Annotated in this window: 19 protein-coding genes; 8 read left to right on the top strand and 11 right to left on the bottom strand. The window is 60.7% G+C overall.

From position 1 onward, the window contains the following. Nucleotides 1–16: 16 nt before the first annotated feature. Entirely contained in the window at nt 17–2086 is a 2070-nt protein-coding gene (locus SNL23_RS18855) for an AsmA family protein (protein ID WP_318303092.1), read from the bottom strand. Between the two features lie 368 nt (nt 2087–2454). Here SNL23_RS18855 and SNL23_RS18850 point away from each other — a divergent pair, with 368 nt between their 5' ends. Further along, a complete protein-coding gene (locus SNL23_RS18850; RefSeq protein ID WP_258343446.1) occupies nt 2455–2904 on the top strand; it encodes a hypothetical protein in 450 nt (149 codons plus the stop codon). Between the two features lie 151 nt (nt 2905–3055). Then, on the top strand, nt 3056–3688 hold the full coding sequence (locus SNL23_RS18845) for a TetR family transcriptional regulator (protein ID WP_017478372.1): 633 nt from the start codon (nt 3056–3058) through the stop codon (nt 3686–3688). Between the two features lies 1 nt (nt 3689). Here the strand turns inward: SNL23_RS18845 and SNL23_RS18840 are convergent, their stop codons facing one another. Then, nucleotides 3690–4178 (bottom strand): C40 family peptidase, encoded by a 489-nt coding sequence (locus SNL23_RS18840; RefSeq protein ID WP_076018024.1) that lies wholly within the window; start codon nt 4176–4178, stop codon nt 3690–3692. Nucleotides 4179–4516: 338 nt separating this feature from the next. Here SNL23_RS18840 and ureE point away from each other — a divergent pair, with 338 nt between their 5' ends. The 5 genes from ureE (at nt 4517) to SNL23_RS18815 (ending at nt 8236) form a co-directional block, all read left to right on the top strand. Next, on the top strand, nt 4517–5017 hold the full coding sequence (gene ureE, locus SNL23_RS18835) for an urease accessory protein UreE (protein ID WP_076018025.1): 501 nt from the start codon (nt 4517–4519) through the stop codon (nt 5015–5017). Then, on the top strand, nt 5014–5688 hold the full coding sequence (locus tag SNL23_RS18830; protein ID WP_318303089.1) for an urease accessory protein UreF: 675 nt from the start codon (nt 5014–5016) through the stop codon (nt 5686–5688). Before ureE ends, SNL23_RS18830 begins: the two co-directional genes overlap by 4 nt. A 23-nt stretch (nt 5689–5711) precedes the next feature. Then, on the top strand, nt 5712–6326 hold the full coding sequence (gene ureG, locus SNL23_RS18825; protein WP_003217431.1) for an urease accessory protein UreG: 615 nt from the start codon (nt 5712–5714) through the stop codon (nt 6324–6326). A 24-nt stretch (nt 6327–6350) separates the two neighbouring features. Then, complete coding sequence (locus tag SNL23_RS18820; protein ID WP_087692463.1) at nt 6351–6923, top strand: HupE/UreJ family protein; 573 nt, start codon at nt 6351–6353, stop codon at nt 6921–6923. Between the two features lie 182 nt (nt 6924–7105). Then, nucleotides 7106–8236 (top strand): AGE family epimerase/isomerase, encoded by a 1131-nt coding sequence (locus tag SNL23_RS18815; RefSeq protein WP_318303086.1) that lies wholly within the window; start codon nt 7106–7108, stop codon nt 8234–8236. Here the strand turns inward: SNL23_RS18815 and SNL23_RS18810 are convergent. From SNL23_RS18810 to amaB, 9 genes are all read right to left on the bottom strand, one after another. After that, a complete protein-coding gene (locus tag SNL23_RS18810; RefSeq protein WP_318303085.1) occupies nt 8208–9113 on the bottom strand; it encodes a cation diffusion facilitator family transporter in 906 nt (301 codons plus the stop codon). The genes SNL23_RS18815 and SNL23_RS18810 overlap by 29 nt on opposite strands. A gap of 223 nt (nt 9114–9336) precedes the next feature. Next, nucleotides 9337–10104, bottom strand: a complete 768-nt coding sequence (locus tag SNL23_RS18805) for an SDR family oxidoreductase (RefSeq protein ID WP_318303084.1) — start codon at nt 10102–10104, stop codon at nt 9337–9339. 791 nt (nt 10105–10895) lie between these two features. After that, nucleotides 10896–11612, bottom strand: coding sequence for an ABC transporter ATP-binding protein (locus SNL23_RS18800; protein WP_010173912.1), 717 nt, complete (start codon nt 11610–11612; stop codon nt 10896–10898). Beyond that, nucleotides 11609–12484, bottom strand: a complete 876-nt coding sequence (locus SNL23_RS18795; RefSeq protein ID WP_076018031.1) for an ABC transporter ATP-binding protein — start codon at nt 12482–12484, stop codon at nt 11609–11611. Before SNL23_RS18795 ends, SNL23_RS18800 begins: the two co-directional genes overlap by 4 nt. Further along, entirely contained in the window at nt 12481–13758 is a 1278-nt protein-coding gene (gene livM / locus SNL23_RS18790) for a high-affinity branched-chain amino acid ABC transporter permease LivM (protein WP_318303083.1), read from the bottom strand. The genes SNL23_RS18795 and livM overlap by 4 nt, the downstream gene beginning before the upstream one ends. 2 nt (nt 13759–13760) lie before the next feature. After that, on the bottom strand, nt 13761–14675 hold the full coding sequence (locus SNL23_RS18785) for an ABC transporter permease subunit (protein ID WP_003217447.1): 915 nt from the start codon (nt 14673–14675) through the stop codon (nt 13761–13763). Nucleotides 14676–14884: 209 nt separating this feature from the next. Then, nucleotides 14885–16021 carry a branched-chain amino acid ABC transporter substrate-binding protein gene (locus SNL23_RS18780; protein WP_076018033.1) on the bottom strand — a complete coding sequence of 379 codons (1137 nt, stop codon included), beginning with the start codon at nt 16019–16021 and terminating at the stop codon, nt 14885–14887. A gap of 387 nt (nt 16022–16408) precedes the next feature. Beyond that, nucleotides 16409–17692: an L-pipecolate oxidase gene (gene amaA / locus SNL23_RS18775; RefSeq protein ID WP_076018034.1), complete on the bottom strand. Its 1284-nt coding sequence runs from the start codon at nt 17690–17692 to the stop codon at nt 16409–16411. Nucleotides 17693–17861: 169 nt separating this feature from the next. Further along, entirely contained in the window at nt 17862–19352 is a 1491-nt protein-coding gene (amaB, locus tag SNL23_RS18770) for an L-piperidine-6-carboxylate dehydrogenase (protein ID WP_076018035.1), read from the bottom strand. Nucleotides 19353–19506: 154 nt separating this feature from the next. Here amaB and SNL23_RS18765 point away from each other — a divergent pair, with 154 nt between their 5' ends. Further along, on the top strand, nt 19507–20403 hold the full coding sequence (locus SNL23_RS18765) for a LysR family transcriptional regulator (RefSeq protein ID WP_076018036.1): 897 nt from the start codon (nt 19507–19509) through the stop codon (nt 20401–20403). The last annotated feature ends 23 nt before the right edge of the window (nt 20404–20426 follow it).

Here is a 20426-nt window from a genome sequence, read left to right as displayed (position 1 = left end):
TTCCTGGTTTTGTCAGCTAGCCCTTCACTGTTTTAGGCGCCTTGCCTTCCTTCATCTGTTGCAGCAACGGCGCACATTGGTTCGGCTCATCGCCGCTCGGTGCCACCAGCGCCAGCAAGCCTGCTGCCGGACCGGCAATCACACCCAGTGCAACCATTCCCGCGCCACGCAGCATCAGCGGCACCGCCTTCACGCCAGCATTCGGCTTGATAAACGGCCCGTTGACATACAACGGCGAGCGCAGGGAGAACAGGCGGAAGCCTTTCGACTCTGGCGTGATCGTCAGATCAAGCTGCTCACTGGCCATGTTCGCAGTGCCATCGATGTAGATGATCGCGTTCTCGGTATCGAACACAAACAGACGAGTCGTCGCCAGGCCGGACTTGATGCCAAAGTCTGCCGCCGCGCAGTTGATCTTCACTTCCTTGTCGCCAAACAGTCGGCCTACCACGTAGTTGCCGACGTTAAGCCCGGCGATTTCCATCAGGCCACGGCTGATGGCGCCGTCGTTGATCAACATCTTCAGATCACCATTCGACGTGCCCAACAGCGCCGCGACGGAGTTGCCGCGCCCGGAAATGTCGGCGTCACCGTTGAGTTCACCGAAGCTGGTTTTCATCGGTTCAAAGGTCGGGAACAGCTGCTTGAGCTTGAAGTTACGTGCGGTGAGTTTGGCCTGGCCTTCCATCGGCGTGGTGCGCCCATTGAGGCGAATCTGCGCGTCGAGCTTGCCACCGGCTACGCCGAAACGCAGGGGCTCGAGGCTCAACTGGCCGTCGTTCAACACCAGGTGGGTGTAGAGGTCGGTGAACGGCAGTTCGGCACTGTGGACGATGCGCTTGCCGGTGAATTCAACGTCGGCATCCATGTCGCGCCAGCGCTCCGTGCGGAACTCTTCCACCGGTAGCACTTTGGTTGCCGGCTGCTTGCTTTCGCCGCCACGGGCTTTTTGCTTGGCGTTGGAGTCGGCACCAATCAGCGGCGCCAGGTCGGCCATCAACAGTTGGTTGGAAACCAGCGCGCCCGTGAGCTTGGGCCGTGGCTGGCTGGCGACGTAGCCAAGGTTGCCGTGGATGTCGCTATTGCCGATCTTGCCGTTGAAGTTTTCATACTGGAACGACGCACCGCTGGCCTCATGCAATTTGGCGATCAAGTGGCCGTCGGTGGAATAGGCCGGAGAATCCGGCAAGGTCACGCCGGTGAGCGGGTACAGGTTGCCCAGGCTGCTGCCGGAGAGCTTGAGGCGCAGGTCGAGCGCGCCAAGGTTCATCGGGTCGGTGAGGGTGCCGGCCAGCGCGATGCTGGTGTCGCCGATCCTGGCCTGGGCTTGCAGCGGGAACGGCTTGGCCGCGTCCTGCAATGCCAGCAGGCCACCGATCTTGCCGGTGCCATCGAGCTTCTGGCCGTGGTACTGGCCTTTGACCTTGAGGGCGAACGCGTAATCCTGCGGCGCCGAGCCTTTTTCCAGGGCCTTCTTGGCGTCGGCGTCCCCGACTATTTCGCCGAAGGGAATCGGCTTGCCGAGCAAATCAATCACTACGTCGAGTTGGGTCTTGAGGGTTTGGTCGTCGAGGGTCACGTGGCCTTTGTCGAAACCAATCGCGCCGATGTCCACCACCCAGTTGGAGGGTTCAGCGTTCGGGTCCTTGGGGTCGAACTTGAAAGTCCAGTTGGCGCGGCCGTCGGCCAGGCGCTGCAACTGCGCACTCGGTTCGGTGAGGTCGATACGCGGGATCACCACGCGCTGGGCCAGCAACGCCAGGGGCGAGACGCGCAATTCCACGCGTTTGAGGGTGACCATCTGCGGGGTTTTCGACCAGTCGGGGTTGCCCAGGGTCAGGTCTTCGGCAATCACATGGGGCCACGGAATCCAGGCGCGCCAGCCGCCTTCATCGGGCTCGCGCTGCCACACCACTGCCAGGTTGCCATTGATGGCAAACGGTCGATGCAGCTCTTCGGAGACCTTGGCGTTGAGCGGCGGCTTGATCCGGTTCCAGTCGAAGAACACCAGGACCAGCACCACAATGGCGATTAACAGAACGAAGCTGGCGCAGCTCCAGGCGAGAATTTTACGAGTGCGCGTCATTGCACAGGACTCCAGGTTACGACTGAGCGGGCGCATTGCGGCGCGCGTTTTGACTACAGCTTATATGGCTACGACTGACAAACGGCGCTGGGGTTTAACCCCATTGATGAATTAGCCGTCAAAACCGCCTTTCCTGACCAATCAGACAGTTTCAATCATCAATCACGCACCGTTGTTACCCACGGTCGTGTCGAAAATACCCACCACGGTGCAAAAGCGCGGGCTTGAGACCTGCGAGATAGAGCCCTCGGCGAGAACAATCAATTCTGTTGATTATTACCATTGTGTTTATGAACTTTTATATCGACTTATCAAGAGTAGCATTAGCCCTGTACCCAATTTATCGCCCTCCCAAGGAGCAACCCATCATGAAACGCCAATTACTCGCAAGCTTTGTACTTTCCGTCCTGGCCACCAGCGCATTTGCCCTGCCAGCTGCTGAACAGGCCACGCCACAAGTAAAAGCCGATGCTTCCCACGTTAGCCAAACCCTGGCGCGCAGCGGTGCTTCGGACAAGAACAACACCGACTACAACGGCAGCATCACTGAAAACGGTTCGGAACAAGCCAACAAACGCGCTTACACCGAAGGCGTTGCTGAAGGTGGCCGTGATCGTCTGGAACAGAAAGGTCTGGTTGAAGGTGGCGCTGATCGCCTGATGGAACGCAACGCTGTTGCCGAAGGTGGCCGTGATCGCCTGGAACAGAAAGGTCTGGTTGAAGGCGGTGCTGAACAAGCCAACGAACGTGCCTACGCCGGTTCTGTAGCTGAAGGCGGTGCTGACCGTCTGCAAGAACTGCATCAAGCACAGAGCTAAGCCCGTGCTGGCCCTGGAAAAAAGCCCGATCACCCGATCGGGCTTTGACTTTGTGTGAACCGCAACGCCCTTCTCCCTTTTGAAGTTCGACGCTGGCAAAGCTGATTTGCTAGAGTGCGTCGCTGTCCTTGTCCACAAAGCCCGCCTGCCAATGCTGCCCCGTGCCGAACAGAAGCAACAGACCCGACTCGCCCTGATGGACGCAGCCCGCCATCTGATGGAGTGTGGCCGTGGGTTCGGCAGCCTGAGCCTGCGTGAAGTGGCCAAGACCGCCGGCATCGTGCCCACCGGTTTCTACCGTCACTTTGCCGATATGGACCAGCTGGGCCTGGTATTGGTCAGTGAAGTCGGCCAGACCTTTCGCGCGACGATTCGCCTGGTGCGCCACAACGAATTCGTAATGGGCGGCATCATTGATGCCTCGGTACGGATTTTCCTGGATGTGGTCGCCGCCAACCGTTCGCAATTCCTGTTCCTGGCCCGCGAGCAATACGGTGGCAGCCTCGCCGTGCGCCAAGCCATTGGTGCCCTGCGCGAAGACATCACCAGCGACCTCGCCGCCGACCTGACCCTGATGCCCAAGCTCCAGCACCTGGATGCCGACGGTTTGCACGTAATGGCCGACCTGATCGTCAAGAGCGTGTTCGCTACCTTGCCCGATATCATCGACCCGCCCGCCGAAGCGCTGCCTGCGCACCTCACGCCTCAAGCCAAGATCACCCAGCAACTGCGCTTTATCTTCATTGGCCTCAAGCATTGGCAAGGCCTGGGCAGCACTGAATAAATCAGCGCACGGCGTGGAATCGCTTGGCGGTGGTGTAGTTCTTGTTCCAGTAACTGTTGGCCAGTGAATCGATGCGCACGCTTTTGCCGGTGCGGGGCGAGTGAATGAATTTGCCCTCACCTATATAGAGACCAACGTGGCTGACCTGGCCGCGCCCATTGCCCCTGAAAAATACCGCATCACCCGGTTGCAATGCATCGCGCTTGACCGTGGCCGCAGTTGAGCGATGCATCTCGGAAGTCGTGCGGGGCAGATGAATGTTGGCTTCAGTCTTGAACAGGTACACCAGGAAGCTGCTGCAATCGAACCCCTGCCGTACCGAGGTGCCGCCCCACTTGTAGGGCGTGCCCAGCAGTGCATGGGCACGATCGATCACGTTGTCGATAGAGGGCCGCGGGGCAAATGCCGGGGCCCGCTGGAGATTGGCCGAAGCGGATGAAAGGGCGAGCGACAGGCTGACAATGATTAAACAGAAAAATGACTTGTACATGATGGAACCGCTGAGAATTAAACACGGAGCGGAATCCTAATGAAACAGCGCGTAACCCGATGACCGCCTAATCCTGTAACTGCGTGGGAAAAATCCGAAACAACTCATCACCCTCCCAAAGATGAAAGAAATTTCATGCAGCGAGCCATGGAATTCAACGCTGAGCGCCCGAATCCGGTGCTATAAATCCACTCACGCACCAAAATGAAACATTTTGGAATAATTTCCTGCGCCATCAGGTGGCACATGCCGCCTGCCTACAGGGAATTCCTACTCTTCGCGTGGTTGGCAAGACCCTTGCTCTAGCTTGCTTATCGCTCATAGCTGGAAGCTTTCTGATGCTGGTGATCCACCGCCGAATCGCCCCCGAACCCGTCTGGGCCGCCGAGTTGCTGCTGAACTTCGAAGCCCGCAGCAAAAGCCGCCTGCGCTGTTTCAGTGCTGACGGAGAAGACGTCGGCCTGTTCCTGGAGCGCGGCCAATCGCCGCTGCACGATGGTGAATTCCTACAAGCCGAAGACGGACGTGTCGTACGCGTATGCGCCCGCCCTGAACAACTGTTGCACGTCACCTGCAGCAGTGCCTTTGAACTGACCCGCGCGGCCTATCACCTGGGCAATCGCCACGTGGCGCTGCAAGTGGGTGACGGCTGGCTGCGCCTGCTCGATGACTACGTGCTCAAGGCCATGCTCGATCAGTTGGGCGCGACAACCGAGACCATCGAGGCCCCCTTCCAGCCGGAACACGGTGCCTATGGCGGTGGCCACCACCATTCCCGCCATGGCGACGAAGACTTCAACTACCCGCCCAAGCTGCACCAGTTCGGCGTACGTCTATGAACCCAGCCTGGGCGCTGTTGCGTCTGGCCAGTCCGCAGCTGCCGATTGGTGGCTATAGCTATTCCCAGGGTCTGGAAATGGCCGTGGAGCAAGCCCGTGTGACCGACCCGGCGAGTGCCGGGCGCTGGATCAGCGATCAACTGTTGCTCAACCTGGCGCGCTTCGAAGCGCCGCTGCTGCTCGCCCACTGCGAGGCCGCTGCTGAACAGGATTGGCCGCGCCTCGCGCAGTTGTGTGAAGAACACCGCGCCAGCCGCGAGACCCGCGAGCTGTACCAGGAAAGCCGGCAGATGGGTTATTCGCTGCATCAACTGCTCAACGGTTTGCCGGAGCTGGATGATGACGCGCGGGCGTTTCTCGCGCTGCGACCCGAACCGCACCTGGCCCTGGGCTGGGCGCTGGCCGCCCGCGCCTGGCAGATCAGCCCCGATGACGCCCTGGCTGCCTGGTTGTGGAGCTGGCTGGAAAACCAGCTGACGGTGCTGATGAAGACTCTGCCACTGGGCCAGCAAGCCGCTCAACGCCTGACCAGTGAACTGCTGCCGCTGCTGCAACAAGCCCAGCACAGCGCCAGCCAGCTCGACCCCAATCACTACGGCAGCGCCGCCTTTGGCCTGTCCCTGGCGTGCATGGCCCATGAGCGCCAGTACAGCCGCCTGTTCCGTTCCTAGGGCACTTTATCTTGGAGAATCACATGAACACCCAACCCCTGCGCGTCGGCATCGGCGGCCCGGTCGGCTCCGGCAAGACCGCCCTGACCCTGGCCCTGTGCCTGGCCCTGCGCGACCGCTACAACCTCGCGGTGGTCACCAACGATATCTACACCCGCGAAGACGCCGACTTCCTGGTGCGCAACCAGGCCCTGGCGCCCGAGCGCATCATCGGCGTGGAAACCGGCGGCTGCCCCCACACCGCGATTCGCGAAGACGCCTCGATCAACCTCGAAGCCGTGGACCAGTTGAACCGGCGCTTTCCCGGCCTGGACCTGATCCTGGTGGAATCCGGCGGCGACAACCTGTCGGCCACCTTCAGCCCGGAACTGTCAGACCTGACCATCTACGTGATCGATGTGTCGGCCGGCGACAAACTGCCGCGCAAAGGCGGGCCGGGGATCTGCAAATCCGACCTGCTGGTGATCAACAAGATCGACCTGGCGCCGCTGGTGGGCGCGTCCCTGGAGCTGATGAACAGCGACACCCAGCGTATGCGCGGCGGTAAACCTTTCGTCTTCAGCAATCAGAAAACCGGCGTCGGCCTGGAAGAAATCGTCGCCTTCATCGAACGCCAGGGCTTGCTGACCGCAGCCTGATCAACCCCAACAAGGAGCCTGTCCATGCGCCTCAATACACTTCTCGCCGCCGCAGCGTTGCTGCTCACTCCCGCCCTCGCCTTCGCCCACCCCGGCCATGGCGACAACGGCCTGGTGGCCGGCATCAGTCACCCGCTGGGCGGCATCGACCACTTGCTGGCGATGGTCGCCGTGGGCCTGTGGGCCGCTCAACAAAAAGGCTCAGCACGCTGGGCGCTGCCGTGCACCTTTGTCGGCACCATGCTGATCGGCGGGATGCTGGGCTTTGAAGGGCTGGAACTGCCGGCGCTGGAAAGCGGGATTGCCGCGTCGGTGCTGGCGCTGGGCCTGGCGGTTGCGCTGGCAGTGCGTCCGCCGTTGTTCGTGGCGGTGGCAGCGACTGCACTGTTTGCGCTGTTCCATGGCGTGGCGCATGGCTTGGAGCTGCCGGACATGTCCAGCCCTTGGGCGTATGCCATAGGGTTTGTGGGTGCGACGGCGGTTCTGCATGCGGCGGGCTATGCCGTGGTGCGTTTCCTGCCAGCAGCGGCAGCGCCGTTGGTGCGGGTGGCTGGTGCGGCGTCGGCGGCGACCGGGGTTTGGTTGCTCGCTGCCTGATTTTCGGTGCTCCTGAGGGCCTCTTCGCGAGCAAGCCCGCTCCCACATTCGACTGCATTCCAACAATGGAACTCGATCGAATGTGGGAGCGGGCTTGCTCGCGAAGGCGGCAGTAAAGACAACACCGATCCCAAGCCTGATACCATGTCGCGCAAACACCCCTGCCGTGACGACGCCAGCCGATGCCCATCGCTCCAAGCTCCGCCCTCAAGCCTCAATTGACCGCTGTGTTGACGCACTTCCACGACCTGATCGTGCCGCTCTGGCATGGCCCGGGCTGGAATGCCGACCTGGCGCTGCCCTATGAGGCCCTGGACGCCGATCATCGGCCTTTGCCCCCGCAACGCTACCGCGCCATGGCCTGCGCACGGCAGTTGTACCTGTTCTCCAGCCTGATCGGCGAGCCCGGCGCAGCCTTTGCCGAGGAGCGCGCCGCCGCACTGTTCCGCTCCCTGCAACGGCACTTCCACGACGCGGAGCACGGCGGCTGGTTCTACAGCATCGACGCCCACGGCAAGCCGCTGGATAAACGCAAAGACCTCTACACCCACGCCTTCATCATCTTTGCCTGCGCCCACTATTGGGCCAAGGTGCGTGAATCGCTGGTGGAGTCGGTACTCGATGCCGCCCTGGAAGTGGTTGCCGAACGCTTCGCAACCGGCGACGGCCTGTACGAAGCGGTGCTGGAACGTAACTGGTCATCCCTCAAGTCCGGCCCTCTGCAAAACCCGTTGATGCACCTCGCCGAAGGCTTCCTCGCCACGCTGGCCGTGCGTGAAGACGCCGTCACCCAAGACGCACTGGTGGACCTGGCCAACGCCCTGCAGAAGCGCTTCATCGACCGCCAACAGGGCGTGATGATGGAAAAACCGCTGGGCGCTGTGGATAACTGGTTTGAGCCGGGGCACCAGTTCGAATGGTTCTTCCTGCTGGAATCTTCGGACTTGTTGCGGGGCACGCCGCTGCACGCATCGTTGAACAAAGCGTTCACCTATGCCGAGCAAAAGGGTGTGGATAAAGTGACTGGCGCGGTCAGCGGCATGCTGGCCCTGGACGGCAGCGTACGCGACGGCACCCAGCGTATCTGGGCCCAGGCCGAATACCTGCGGGCGCTGACCTTGCGGCCCAACAGTGAAGCCGTGCTGCAACGCCAATTGCTGGCGTTGCAGCAGCGCTTCCTGCACGACAAAGGCTGGAATGAGTGCCTGGATGCCAAGGGGCACGTGAGCCGACGGGACATGCCGTCGACCACGCCTTACCACTTGGCGACGTGCTACCTGGGCCTTACGCAATCCATTTGCGATCCCCGGTAAAACTGATCGTCAGCCAGCGCGCCGCGTCCGCTTTGCCGAGCCCTGTGGATATTTCTTCGCGTAGCCCGTCCAGGGTGGCGACGTTATCCACCGGGTAATCCGCCGGCAGTACCACATGAATCTCGATAAACCGCGCCCGCCCGTGCTTCTGCACGTAGGACACGTAGTCGTCGAAACCATGCCTGGCCTGGGCCGCGTCCATCACTTCGCGGACTTTGCCGTCCAGTTGGTCCGGCACAATCCCCAGCACATCCCGTAGCGCCGGGCGCAGGATCTTGAAGGCCGGCGCCAGCATGCTCAACGCCAGCAGGATCAGGATCAACGGGTCGACATACACCGCCCACTGCCCGTAGCCCTGGGACTTGAGCAACAGCGCCGCCAGGAAGCTCACCAGCAGCCCCACCGACAGCATCGCGTCCACCAGCCAGCTGATGTTGTCGAACTGGATCAGCGACGACTTGAGCGTGCGATTGCGATAACGCACATAGAAGAAATAGGCGAACTCGACGACGGTAAACACCGCCGCGTAGATGATCACCAGGCCCAACTCGATATCGCGCCCGCCATTGATAATGCCGAACACACCGTTGAGAAACGCATAGATGGCGATCAACAGCAGGAAACTGCCCTCGATCAACAGCACCATGGGCTCCAGATGCCAGTAGCCGAACTGGAAACGTTCGTTGCTTTTCTTGGCGATCAGCTTGGCCGTGATCAGCATCAGCACCTTGATGGCCGTGGCGATCAGCGAGAAAAAGCCGTCGAATAAAATCGATTGGGCGCCCGACACCACACCCGTGACAATCCCGGCGATCGCTACGGCGAACATCAGGATGGTCGATTGTTTGAGCAGCGACTGCTCACCTCGGTTACTCACATATCCTCCTGTCAAAACCTTTGAACCGCACAACGCGGCGGGGTTTTCAGGAGTGGAGTGTACCTCTGTGGCGAGGGGGCTTGTCCCCCGTTGGGCTGCGCAGCAGCCCCAATCAAGGCAATCGCGGTCTTCAGAAGACACTCTGTGGATGGTTTTAGGGCTGCTTCGCAGCCCAACGGGGGACAAGCCCCCTCACCACAAAAAGCCCACTCACCGCAGCGAATTAGGCCTTGGCGCCGCGCTCAATCGCAAACCCGGCCCAGGTCTGGCTGACCGGCATCAGTTCCAGACGGTTGATGTTCACGTGCGCCGGGGTGTTCAGCACCCAGAAGATCGTGTCCGCAATGTCCTGTGGCTGGATCGGCTCGGCACCGGCATAAGTCGCGTCATAACGCGCCTGGTCACCGGCAAACCGCACCAGGGAGAACTCGCTTTCGCACAGGCCGGGCTCAATGTTGGTCACGCGCACGCCGGTGCCTTGCAAGTCACACCGCAGGTTCAGCGAGAACTGTTTGACGAAGGCCTTGGTGCCGCCATACACGTGGCTGCCCGGGTACGGGTAGCTGCCAGCGATGGAACCAAGGTTGATGATGCCGGCGCCACGGCCGTGGGCGATCAGGCGCGGCAACAGCAGGCTGGTGGTGGTCAGCAGGCCCTTGATGTTGGTGTCGACCATGGTTTCCCAATCGTCGAGGCTGCACTTGGGCGCAGGGTCGGTGCCCACCGCCAGGCCGGCGTTGTTGATCAGCCCGCGCAGCGTGGCGAAGGACGGCGGCAGGTTGGCGATCGCCTCTTCCATGGCCTTGCGGTCACGTACGTCCACCACCAGGCCGAGTACTTCGGTCTGCTTGGAGAGCTCGGCGCACATGGCGTTCAGACGCTCTGCGCGACGGCCGGTGAGCACCAGTTTCCAGCCGGCTTCGGCAAAACGGCGGGCACAGGCTTCGCCGAAACCGGAGGTCGCGCCAGTAATAAACAGCGTATTGGACATGGTGTTCTCCTTGCAGGGCTACGAGGTAAAAAATCAGCCAGCAGAATGCCCGGCTGCCGGGCTGGCGGCAACTGATACACGCTGTGGACACAGGTGAACGCGGCTCATACTGTACGAAATTCAACCAATCGCCCGGGAGCCATACAGGCCGTGGCGTGCAGCCATGTGCGCGCACCTTATCCACAGCCCCGTCCACAGTCTTTGGGGGCAAGTGCAAAAGCTGAAAGCCGCGGTGTACAAGGCTTTCAGCACGATTCAAAAAGTTTTTTGCTTGACCTGGACCAAGCCATATGTAGCCCGGTTCAAAACAGTGCAACCAGAACGATGGCTCCAGGCCAGTCATTCCGGCCTCTGCGGCACTCTTTCCAGAGTTTAGTCACAGACTTATCCACAGGCCTGAGTGACATATTCCGGTCATATACCTGTGTCTTTAAACAGGTTGACAAAACCCTCGGGCGGCCACGCAAAACTCACTGATCAATAAACAACCACCGCGCTACAAGCCACGAAAACAAAGGCCTCCAGCCAGCTACTCCCACGTTACCCACAGCCGGTTCCACAGTGGTTGGGGACAAGTCAAAACTGTGACAAAACAGGGATTTGCGGCGGCTATGTGTCGCGCTTTGGCAGGTGGCTGGATTTGTTGTCCACAATTTCAGGAAAGCCTGCAGGCGACGCAAAAAAATGTGGGAGCGGGCTTCCTCGCGAAGGCGGAGTGTCAGCCTATACATGTGTGACTGATACACCGCCTTCGCGAGCAAGCCCGCTCCCACATTGGACCTGCGAACGACTTAATGCCCGCCGAGGTAGGCGTTGCGCACCTCTTCATTCACCAGCAGCTCCTTGCCGGTGCCTGTAAGGCGAATTTCGCCGTTGACCATCACGTACGCCCGGTCCGACAAGCGCAACGCATGGTTGGCGTTCTGCTCCACCAGGAAGATGGTCATGCCGGTAGACGCCAGCTCCCGCAGCGTGGCGAAGATCTGCTTCACCACAATAGGCGCCAGCCCCAGGCTCGGCTCGTCCAGCAGCAACAGCTTGGGCCGGCTCATCAGCGCGCGGGCGATGGCGAGCATCTGCTGCTCACCACCGGACATGGTCATCGCCCGCTGGTTACGCCGCTCCTTGAGCCGCGGAAACAGCTCGAACATCCGCTGCATGTCCTCGGTGGCGAACTTGTCGCCAATCGGGATGGTGCCCATCAGCAGGTTTTCCTCGACGGTCATGTCGGGGAACACCCGCCGCCCTTCCGGCGACTGCGCAATGCCGTTGGAGGCGATGTAGTGGGACGACTTGTGGGTAATGTCGACGCCGCGATAGATGATCTGCCCGGACTCGGCCCGTGGCTGGCCAAAGATCGACATCAGCAGCGTGGATTTACCCGCGCCGTTGGAGCCGATCAGGCTGACGGTTTCGCCTTCGTTGATGTGCAGCGAGACTTTCTTCAAGGCCTGGATCGGGCCGTAGAACACGTCCAGGTCTTTCAGTTCGAGGATTGGCTCACTCATACCAGCTCCTCTTCATCTGCGCCCAGGTAAGCCGCGATCACTTTAGGATCGTTGCGGATCGCTTCCGGGCCGCCTTCAGCAATCACGTTGCCGTGGTCCAGCACCACGATGTGGTCGGAAATACTCATTACCATGCCCATGTCGTGTTCGATCAGCACCACCGTCAGGTCGTGTTCGTCCCGCAGCAGACGAATCATCGCGCTGAGGGCTTCGGTTTCCTGGGGGTTGAGGCCGGCAGCCGGTTCGTCGAGGCAGATGATCTGCGGCCGGGTGCACATGGCGCGGGCGATTTCCAGGCGGCGTTGTTGGCCGTAGGACAGCTCGCCGGCGAGGCGGTTGGCGCAGTCCACCAGGTCCACCACTTCCAGCCAGTAAAACGCATGGTCGAGGGCATCGCTTTCAGCCTTGCGGTAACCCTTGGTGTTGAGGATGCCCGCGAGCATGTTGCGGTTGACCCACATGTGTTGGGCCACCAGCAGGTTCTCCACCACCGACATTTCCTTGAACAGGCGAATGTTCTGGAAGGTGCGCGCCAAACCGGCACGGTTCACCAGGTGGGTGCCGCCGAACATCTTGTAGAACACCCGGCTGAAGAAGCTTTTCGGTGAAACAAAGTCGGTGACCTTGAAGCGCTCGCCCAGCAGCTGGATCACGTTGGTCTGCTTGCCGCGCACATTGAGTTCGATCTTGCCGCCGGAGGCTTTGTAGAAACCGGTCAGGCAGTTGAACACCGTGGTCTTGCCGGCGCCGTTGGGGCCGATCAGGGCGAAGATCGAGTTGCGTTTGACCTGCAGGCTCACATCACTCAAGGCCTTGATGCCACCGAAGTGCATCATCAGGTGTTCCACGGAGAGGACGACTTCCTTGCTCATGGCGCCACTCCTTTACGTGGGACTACACCGGTACGGCTGATACGAATCAGGCCTCGTGGTCGCCAGATCATCATCACCACCATCAACACGCCAAACAACAGCACGCGGTACTCGGAGAAGCTGCGCAGCAGTTCCGGCGCCACGGTCAGTACGAACGCGGCAATCACTACGCCGACGGTCGAGCCCATTCCGCCCAACACCACGATGGCCAGGATCAGCGCCGACTCGAAGAAGGTGAACGAAGACGGGTTGACGAAGCCCTGGTAGCTGGCGAAAAACACCCCGGCCAGACCGGCAGTGGACGCGCCGATGGTGAACGCCGAGAGCTTCACCAGCACGTGGTTGAGGCCCATGGAACGGCAGGCGATTTCATCTTCGCGCAAGGCTTCCCAGGCGCGGCCCACCGGCATGCGGGTCAGGCGGTGCTTGATGTACAGCACCAGCAGCACCACCAGGAACAGCACGATGTAGATAAACAGGAATTTGAAGTTGGGGTTGTAGTCGATGCCGAAGAACTCGTGGAACGGCACCCCGCCGTCCTTCGCCTTACGCACGAACTCCAGGCCGAAAAAGGTTGGCGACGGCACCGGCATGCCGTTCGGACCACCGGTAAACGACAGCCAGTTGTTCAGCACCAGGCGGATGATCTCACCGAAGCCCAGGGTCACGATCGCCAGGTAATCCCCGTGCATTCGCAACACTGGGAACCCGAGTATGCACCCCGCCAACGCCGCGCAGATCGCCGCCAGCGGCAGCACCGTCCAGAAGCCCAAACCGAGGTATTGATAACCCAGCGCCAGACCATAGGCGCCGATGGCGTAGAACGCCACGTAACCGAGGTCGAGCAGCCCGGCCAGGCCCACCACGATGTTCAGGCCCAGGCCCAACAACACGTAGATCAACCCGAGGATCACCACGGTCAGCAGGTATTTGTTGGCGAAGAACGGGAACACGATGGCAATCACGATCAACGCCGGGATGATCCAGCGCAGGCGCGATTTGTAGTCCGGCTTGAGCACATGCACACCGGAGCCGGTGCTTTCAAAGCCCTGCAGAATCCGCAGGCCCTTGGGGGTTTGCAGGAACACGCTCATGGCGAACCGGCCGATCATCACGATGGCCACCAGGATGCCGACACGCGCCGGTTGCAGGTTGAAGCTGTAGCCGTCGAGGACCACGCCGACGATCGGACCGAACACGATCAGCGAAATCAGCCCGGCGAGTACCGCATCGACGACACTTTTCTTGATATCGATAGAGTAGGCAGCAGACATAGTTACACCTTCGCCACGAGTGGGCGACCGAGCAGGCCCTGGGGACGGAAAATCAGGATCACCACCAGCAGGGAGAAACTGAACACGTCTTTGTAGTCAGAGTTGATCAACCCCGAGAACAGCGACTCGGAAATACCCAAGATGATCCCGCCCAACATGGCCCCAGGCAGGGAACCGATGCCGCCGAGTACCGCCGCGGTAAATGCCTTGATGCCGATGATGAAGCCGGCATAGAAGTCGAACGTGCCGTAGTTCAGGGTGATCAGCACACCGGCCAAGGCGGCCATGGCTGCACCAATCACGAATACGTAGGAGATGACCCGGTCGGTGTTGATGCCGAGGATCGACGCCATCTTGCGGTCTTGCTGGGTAGCGCGGCACATGCGGCCGAGCTTGGTGTACTTGATGATGTAGGTCAGCAGGCCCATGCCGACAAACGCGGCCACCAGGATGAACACCTTGGTGTAGGTCAACTGCACGAAGCCGGTGCCGATGTCGACTCTCCAGGCGCCGGCCAGCAGCGTCGGGATGCCTTGTTGCTTGGCGCCCTGGGCGATCTGCGCGTAGTTCTGCAGGATCAGCGAAATACCGATGGCGCTGATCAGCGGTGCCAGTCGGGTGGAGTTACGCAGCGGTTTGTAGGCGACACGTTCGATGACCCAGCCGTAAACGCCGGTGACGACGACGGTGAAGATCAGAGTGCCAAGAATGAGCAGCGGGAAGGATTCGATGCCGAAGTAAGCCAGCAGTGCCAGACTGATCGCCGCGAGGTAAGCGGAAATCATATAAACCTCGCCGTGGGCGAAGTTGATCATGCCAATGATGCCATAGACCATTGTGTAGCCGATGGCGATCAAGCCATAGACCGACCCGAGGGTCAGCCCATTGACCAGTTGCTGCAGGAAAATACCATCCATAACGCAATCTCACGCAGTGAGAGCCTGCACACGGGTGGGTGTGCGGATCTTCTAGGAGGAAAACAGAGGCTCGGCACTCGCCCACTGCAGGAGCGAGCTTGCTCGCGAAAAACCCGAGAGCGACGCATGCATCCAGGATGCCCGCATCATCGTTGACGTTCTTCGCGAGCACGCTCGCTCCTACAGAGAGGTCATGCAGTCAGTTCGGATTACTTCTGCTTTTCCAGCTGGTGATACTTGCCGTCCTTGTCCCACTGGTAAACCACGTAGTCGGAGATTTTCAGGTCGCCCTTGGTGTCCCAGTTCTTCTCGCCCATAACGGTTTTGACCGGGTGGGCCTTCAGCCACTTGGCAGCGTCTTCGCCCTTGTCGGACTTGGCGCCGTTGAAAGCAGCCGCCAGGGCCTGGACCGACGCGTAGGCGTACAGGGTGTAGCCTTCAGGCTCGGTGCCATTTTTGCGGAACTCTTCCACGACGGTCTTGCTGTCTGGCAGCAGGCGCGGGTCGGCGCCGAAGGTCATGTACACACCATCCACGTACTGCGCACCACCGGCGGTCGCCACCAGTTCGTCGGTGACCACGCCGTCATCGGACATGAACTTGACGTCTTTCAGGCCGGCTTCACGAATCTGGCGAACCAGTGGACCGGCTTCCGGGTGCAGGCCGCCGAAGTACACAACGTCAGCACCGGTGGAGCGGATCTTGGTGACCAGCGCGCTGAAGTCTTTCTCGCCACGGGTCAGGCCTTCTTCCAGCACCGGCTTGACGCCGCGCTTGGTCAACTGCGCCGCAGTGGCGTCAGCCAGGCCTTTGCCGTAGGTGTCCTTGTCGTTGATAACCGCGACTTTCTTGCCCTTGAGCACGTCGACGATGTAGTCGCCGGCCACGATGCCTTGCTGGTCGTCACGGCCACACATGCGGAACACAGCCGACAGGCCGCGCTCGGTCACCTGTGGGTTGGTGGAGCCCGGGGTGATCATGATCACGCCCGCATCGGCATACACCTCGGAGGCTGGAATGGTGTTGGACGAGCAGAAGTGCCCGACCACGCCAATCACTTTGTCCTGGTCAACCAGGCGGTTGGCCACGGCCACGGCCTGCTTGGGTTCGCAGGCGTCATCACCGGCCACCAGCTTGACCTGCTCGCCGTTGATACCGCCGGCCTTGTTGATGACATCGGCTGCCGCCTGGGCACCTTTCATGTACTGCTCACCAAATGCCGCGTTGGCGCCGGTCATCGGCCCCGCTACGCCAATCTTCACATCAGCTTGAGCAAACGCAGAAACACCCAGCGCCGCAGCAACGGCGAGGGCTAGAAAACCTTTCTTGTAAAACGTCTGGGACATGAGTGGTGCTCCGAGGTTTTTGTTGAATTGGCATTCTTTTAATAACAGCCGGCTTCACTTCAAAAGCTTTCGGAAAGCCCAGAGCAAGCGGCGTGCCATTACGTTTTTATTATTCAAAAAGACACGGTGTCATTGTTATTACAGGTTTTTGGGCGCCTTTTGATTGGACGTGCAACCGTCTATCTCAACCGGGTGCAACCATTGGACCCATAAAGTGCAACCCGGCCGATCAAGCACTGCAACCCGGCCATTAAACGGCCACCCTTGAACCTGTAACAGCGTGCGTAACGGAAGTGCACATTTACAGTGCGTTACTGCTACGACTCGCACCAATACAGATTAGTAGCCTGCTAAGAAAATGCAGGCTTCTGAGCGGTATTTCGTTGATCAGATCACGATCCGCAGACATTGGCCCGCGTGATACAGCGAGAATCCCGCCTCATATAGACAGCTACGCAGGCCCACACCGGCCAGCGGCTGCATGGGTGCAAAGGGGATCGGCAACGCCTGTGGATCCTGGTGACACAGGTAATCCGCAAAGGCTTTACCCACGACACTGCCGGTCGTCACTCCACGCCCGTTGTAACCGGTGACGGCCACCAGCCCGGGCGCCGGCTCGAACAGGCGCATCAGGTGGTCCGGAGTGAAGGCAATGCAGCCGGTCCAGGTGCATTCCCACTGCACCGGTTTGAGGTACGGGAAATAGTGCTGCTGCACCCGATCGGCCCAGGCCTTGAGAAACCACGCGGGTTTCTGGTTGCCATTGCCCAGGCTGCCGAGTAGCAGCCGGCCTTCGGCGTCGCGGCGGATGCTGCTGAGTACCTGACGGGTGTCCCAGGAGCCTTGTCCGCCGGGGAGGATTTGTTGTGCGGCTGCGTCGGTCAGCGGGGCCGACGCCACCTGATAGTAATAACCGGGGAAGAAGTTGCGGCGCAGCTCGGTCCACTCGCCTTCGGTGTAGGCATTGGAAGCGATCACCACCTGTTCAGCCTGCACCGAGCCCTGGGCAGTTTGCACAGACCAGTGCTGGCCCTGGCGTTCCAGTTGGGTGACCGGGGAATGGTCAAACAACTGCCCGCCCAGGCCGACTGCGGCATTGGCCAAACCGCTGGTGTAGGCCATCGGGTTCAAGGTGCCTGCACGCCGATCCAGCAAGGCGGCGGCGATTTTTTTAGTACCGGTGGCTTGCTCGCAGGCCGCGCCGGTCAATAGTTCCACCGGTGCGCCGCGACGCTTCCATTGTTCTTCACGACTGCGCAGGTCCGCCTCGCCACGGGCGTTATGCGCCATGTGCAACGTGCCCTCGCGGCGCAGTTGGCAATCGATGTTGTATTTGTCGATCAGGCTGAACACCAGGGACGGTGCCGCGCCGAGCATGCGGTTGAGCTGGCTGCCTACCGCTTCGCCGAAACCGGCTTCGATCTCGTCCGGGGGAATCCACATCCCGGCGTTGACCAGCCCCACGTTGCGCCCCGAACCACCGTGGCCGGTGCGATGGGCTTCGAGTACAGCGACGCTTTTACCTTGTTCCAGCAAATGAATGGCCGCCGACAAACCGGTGATCCCGGCGCCGATCACGCACACATCCACCTTGACCTCGCCCTTGAGCGCGGCGCGATCCGGCCGGCCAGGGGTGAGTTGCTCCCACAAACACGCTTCGCGTAATGCCATTGCCAGACTCCGATGAGACCTAACAAACCACTTTTCCGAATTGTAAATACGGTCAAATGTGGGAGAGGGCTTGCTCGCGAAAGCGGTGGGTCAGATAAGTATTCGTTGACTGACACACCGCTTTCGCGAGCAAGCCCGCTCCCACATGGACCGCACTCCGAGCAGAGACTTAGTCGAAAGTAATGCCCTGGGCCAGCGGCAATTCCAGCGAGTAGTTCACGGTGTTGGTCTGGCGACGCATGTACCCGCGCCATGCATCCGAACCCGACTCACGCCCACCACCGGTCTCTTTCTCACCGCCAAACGCGCCACCAATCTCCGCGCCGCTTGGGCCGATGTTGACGTTGGCGATCCCGCAATCACTGCCTACCGCCGACATGAACTGCTCAGCTTCACGCACGTCAGTGGTAAAGATGCATGAAGACAGGCCTTGTGGCACCGCATTGTTCAGGCGCAGCGCCTCAGCAAAATCGGTGTAGCCGACCACGTACAGAATCGGCGCAAACGTCTCGGTGCACACCACATCACTCTGTTCCGGCATTTCCACAATCGCCGGCGACACGTAGTAAGCGTTGGGGAATTTATCTTCCAACTGACGCTTGCCACCAAACACCCGACCGCCTTCGCTCAAGGCTTGTTCCAGGGCATCCTGCATGTTTTCGAAGCTGTGTTTGTCGATCAGCGGGCCGATCAGGTTGCCTTCCAGCGGATGACCGATGCGCACTTTGGAATACGCGGCCTTGAGGCGGGTGACGATCTCATCTTTCACCGACTCATGGGCGATCAAGCGGCGCAGGCTGGTGCAGCGCTGCCCGGCGGTACCGACGGCGCTGAACAGGATGGCGCGCACGGCCATGTCCAGGTCGGCGCTTGGGCCGAGGATCATCGCGTTGTTGCCGCCCAGTTCGAGAATGCTGCGGGCAAAACGTGCGGCGACTTTCGGTGCCACTTCGCGGCCCATGCGGGTGCTGCCGGTGGCGCTGATCAGCGCAACGCGCGGGTCATCCACCAACGCGGCGCCGGCATCGCGGCCACCGATGATCACTTGGCTGAGGTACGGCGGCGCATCGCTGAAGTTCTTCAACACGCGCTCGAAGAGCGCCTGGCAGGCCAGGGCAGTGAGCGGGGTCTTTTCCGAGGGTTTCCAGATCACCGCGTTGCCGCATACCAGCGCCAGCGCGGTGTTCCACGCCCATACGGCGACCGGGAAGTTGAAGGCGCTGATTACGCCGACCACGCCCAGCGGGTGCCAGGTTTCACGCATGTGGTGGCCCGGGCGCTCAGAGGCGATGGTCAAGCCGTACAGTTGGCGCGACAGGCCGACGGCGAAGTCGCAGATGTCGATCATTTCCTGCACTTCACCCAAACCTTCCTGGGTGATCTTGCCGGCTTCCCACGACACCAACTCACCGAGGTCGGCCTTGTACTCGCGCAACACGTCGCCGAACTGGCGCACCAGCTCACCACGACGGGGTGCCGGCACCTTGCGCCAGGCGTCGAATGCATGCTCGGCGCGACTGACCTGCTGCTCCACCTCGGCGGCGCCTTCCCAGTGCACACTGGCAATCCGGCTGCCATCAATCGGCGAATGCACGGGTTGTTTACCCGACTGGTACAGCGCCGGGTTTACCCCGAGACGATCAAGCAATGCGGCAACCATGGGTCACTCCTTCAATCCACAAACAGAAATATGCGCCGCCAGTTCACACGGCGATCCAGACCTTATTTGTAGCTGGCCCAAGACTTGCCAACAAACGACGATTAGGCGAGATATCATTCCGTTTATTCATGCTAAGAACAAAAAGAGGCGTGCCGTGCTGAATAAAAGACATTTGCCCTCGATCACCGCCTTGCAGTGTTTCGAAGCGGTCACCCGCCACCTGAGTTTTACCCGCGCCGCCGAGGAGCTGAACCTCACCCAGAGCGCTGTCAGCAAACAGGTCGCGCAGCTGGAAGAACTGCTGCAGCACCTGCTGTTTCGCCGGGTGCGCCGCCGCTTGCAAATGACCCCGGCAGGCGATCTGTACCTGGTGGAAGTGCGCAAGATCCTCACCCAGGTGGAGATGTCCACCCACTACCTGCGTTCCTACGGCGGCGAGACTGAAGTGCTGCGGGTGTCCACGCCCTACACCTTCGGCGCCCGCTGGCTGGTGCCGCGCCTCAAGGGCTGGCGACTGCGGCATCCGCAGATTCACCTGGACCTGTGCAACGAACAGGAGCCCGACGAGCTGCTGCAAGGCAAGGCCGACCTGGCCTTCTACTTCGGCCAGGGCTCACGGCCCGGCACCGAGAGCCTCAAGCTGTTCAGCGAAGAACTGGTGCCCGTGTGCTCGCCCGACAGCCTGCCCTCCCAGCCGTTTACCGACCCCACGCAACTCAGCGAACTGGTGCTGCTGCAAAACGCCTCGCGCCCCCAGGGCTGGCACGACTGGTTCGCTGCACAGGGCCATCACACCGAACACAGCTACCACGGGCCGCGCTTCGAAACCTTTTATATGTGCATCCGCGCCGCACAAGTCGGCTGCGGCGTGGCGCTATTGCCCAGGTTCCTGGTGGAAGAAGAGTTGGCCGAAGGCAAGCTAGTGATCCCCTGGCAGCACGCGATGCCGAGCCAGGATGCCTATTACCTGGCCTACCCCGAGCACTCGGCGGAAGTGCCCAAGGTGCGGGATTTTGTGAAGTGGATGATGGAGCAGGTTGAGTCTGATTGAGGCGCGTCGCCTGCAATACCGCC

Source organism: Pseudomonas sp. SED1 (genome assembly GCF_034044025.1).
In the GTDB taxonomy this organism is placed as follows: domain Bacteria; phylum Pseudomonadota; class Gammaproteobacteria; order Pseudomonadales; family Pseudomonadaceae; genus Aquipseudomonas.
The sequence above is the reverse complement of the archived record's forward strand: the minus strand, read 5'-3'. Positions and strand labels throughout refer to the sequence as shown.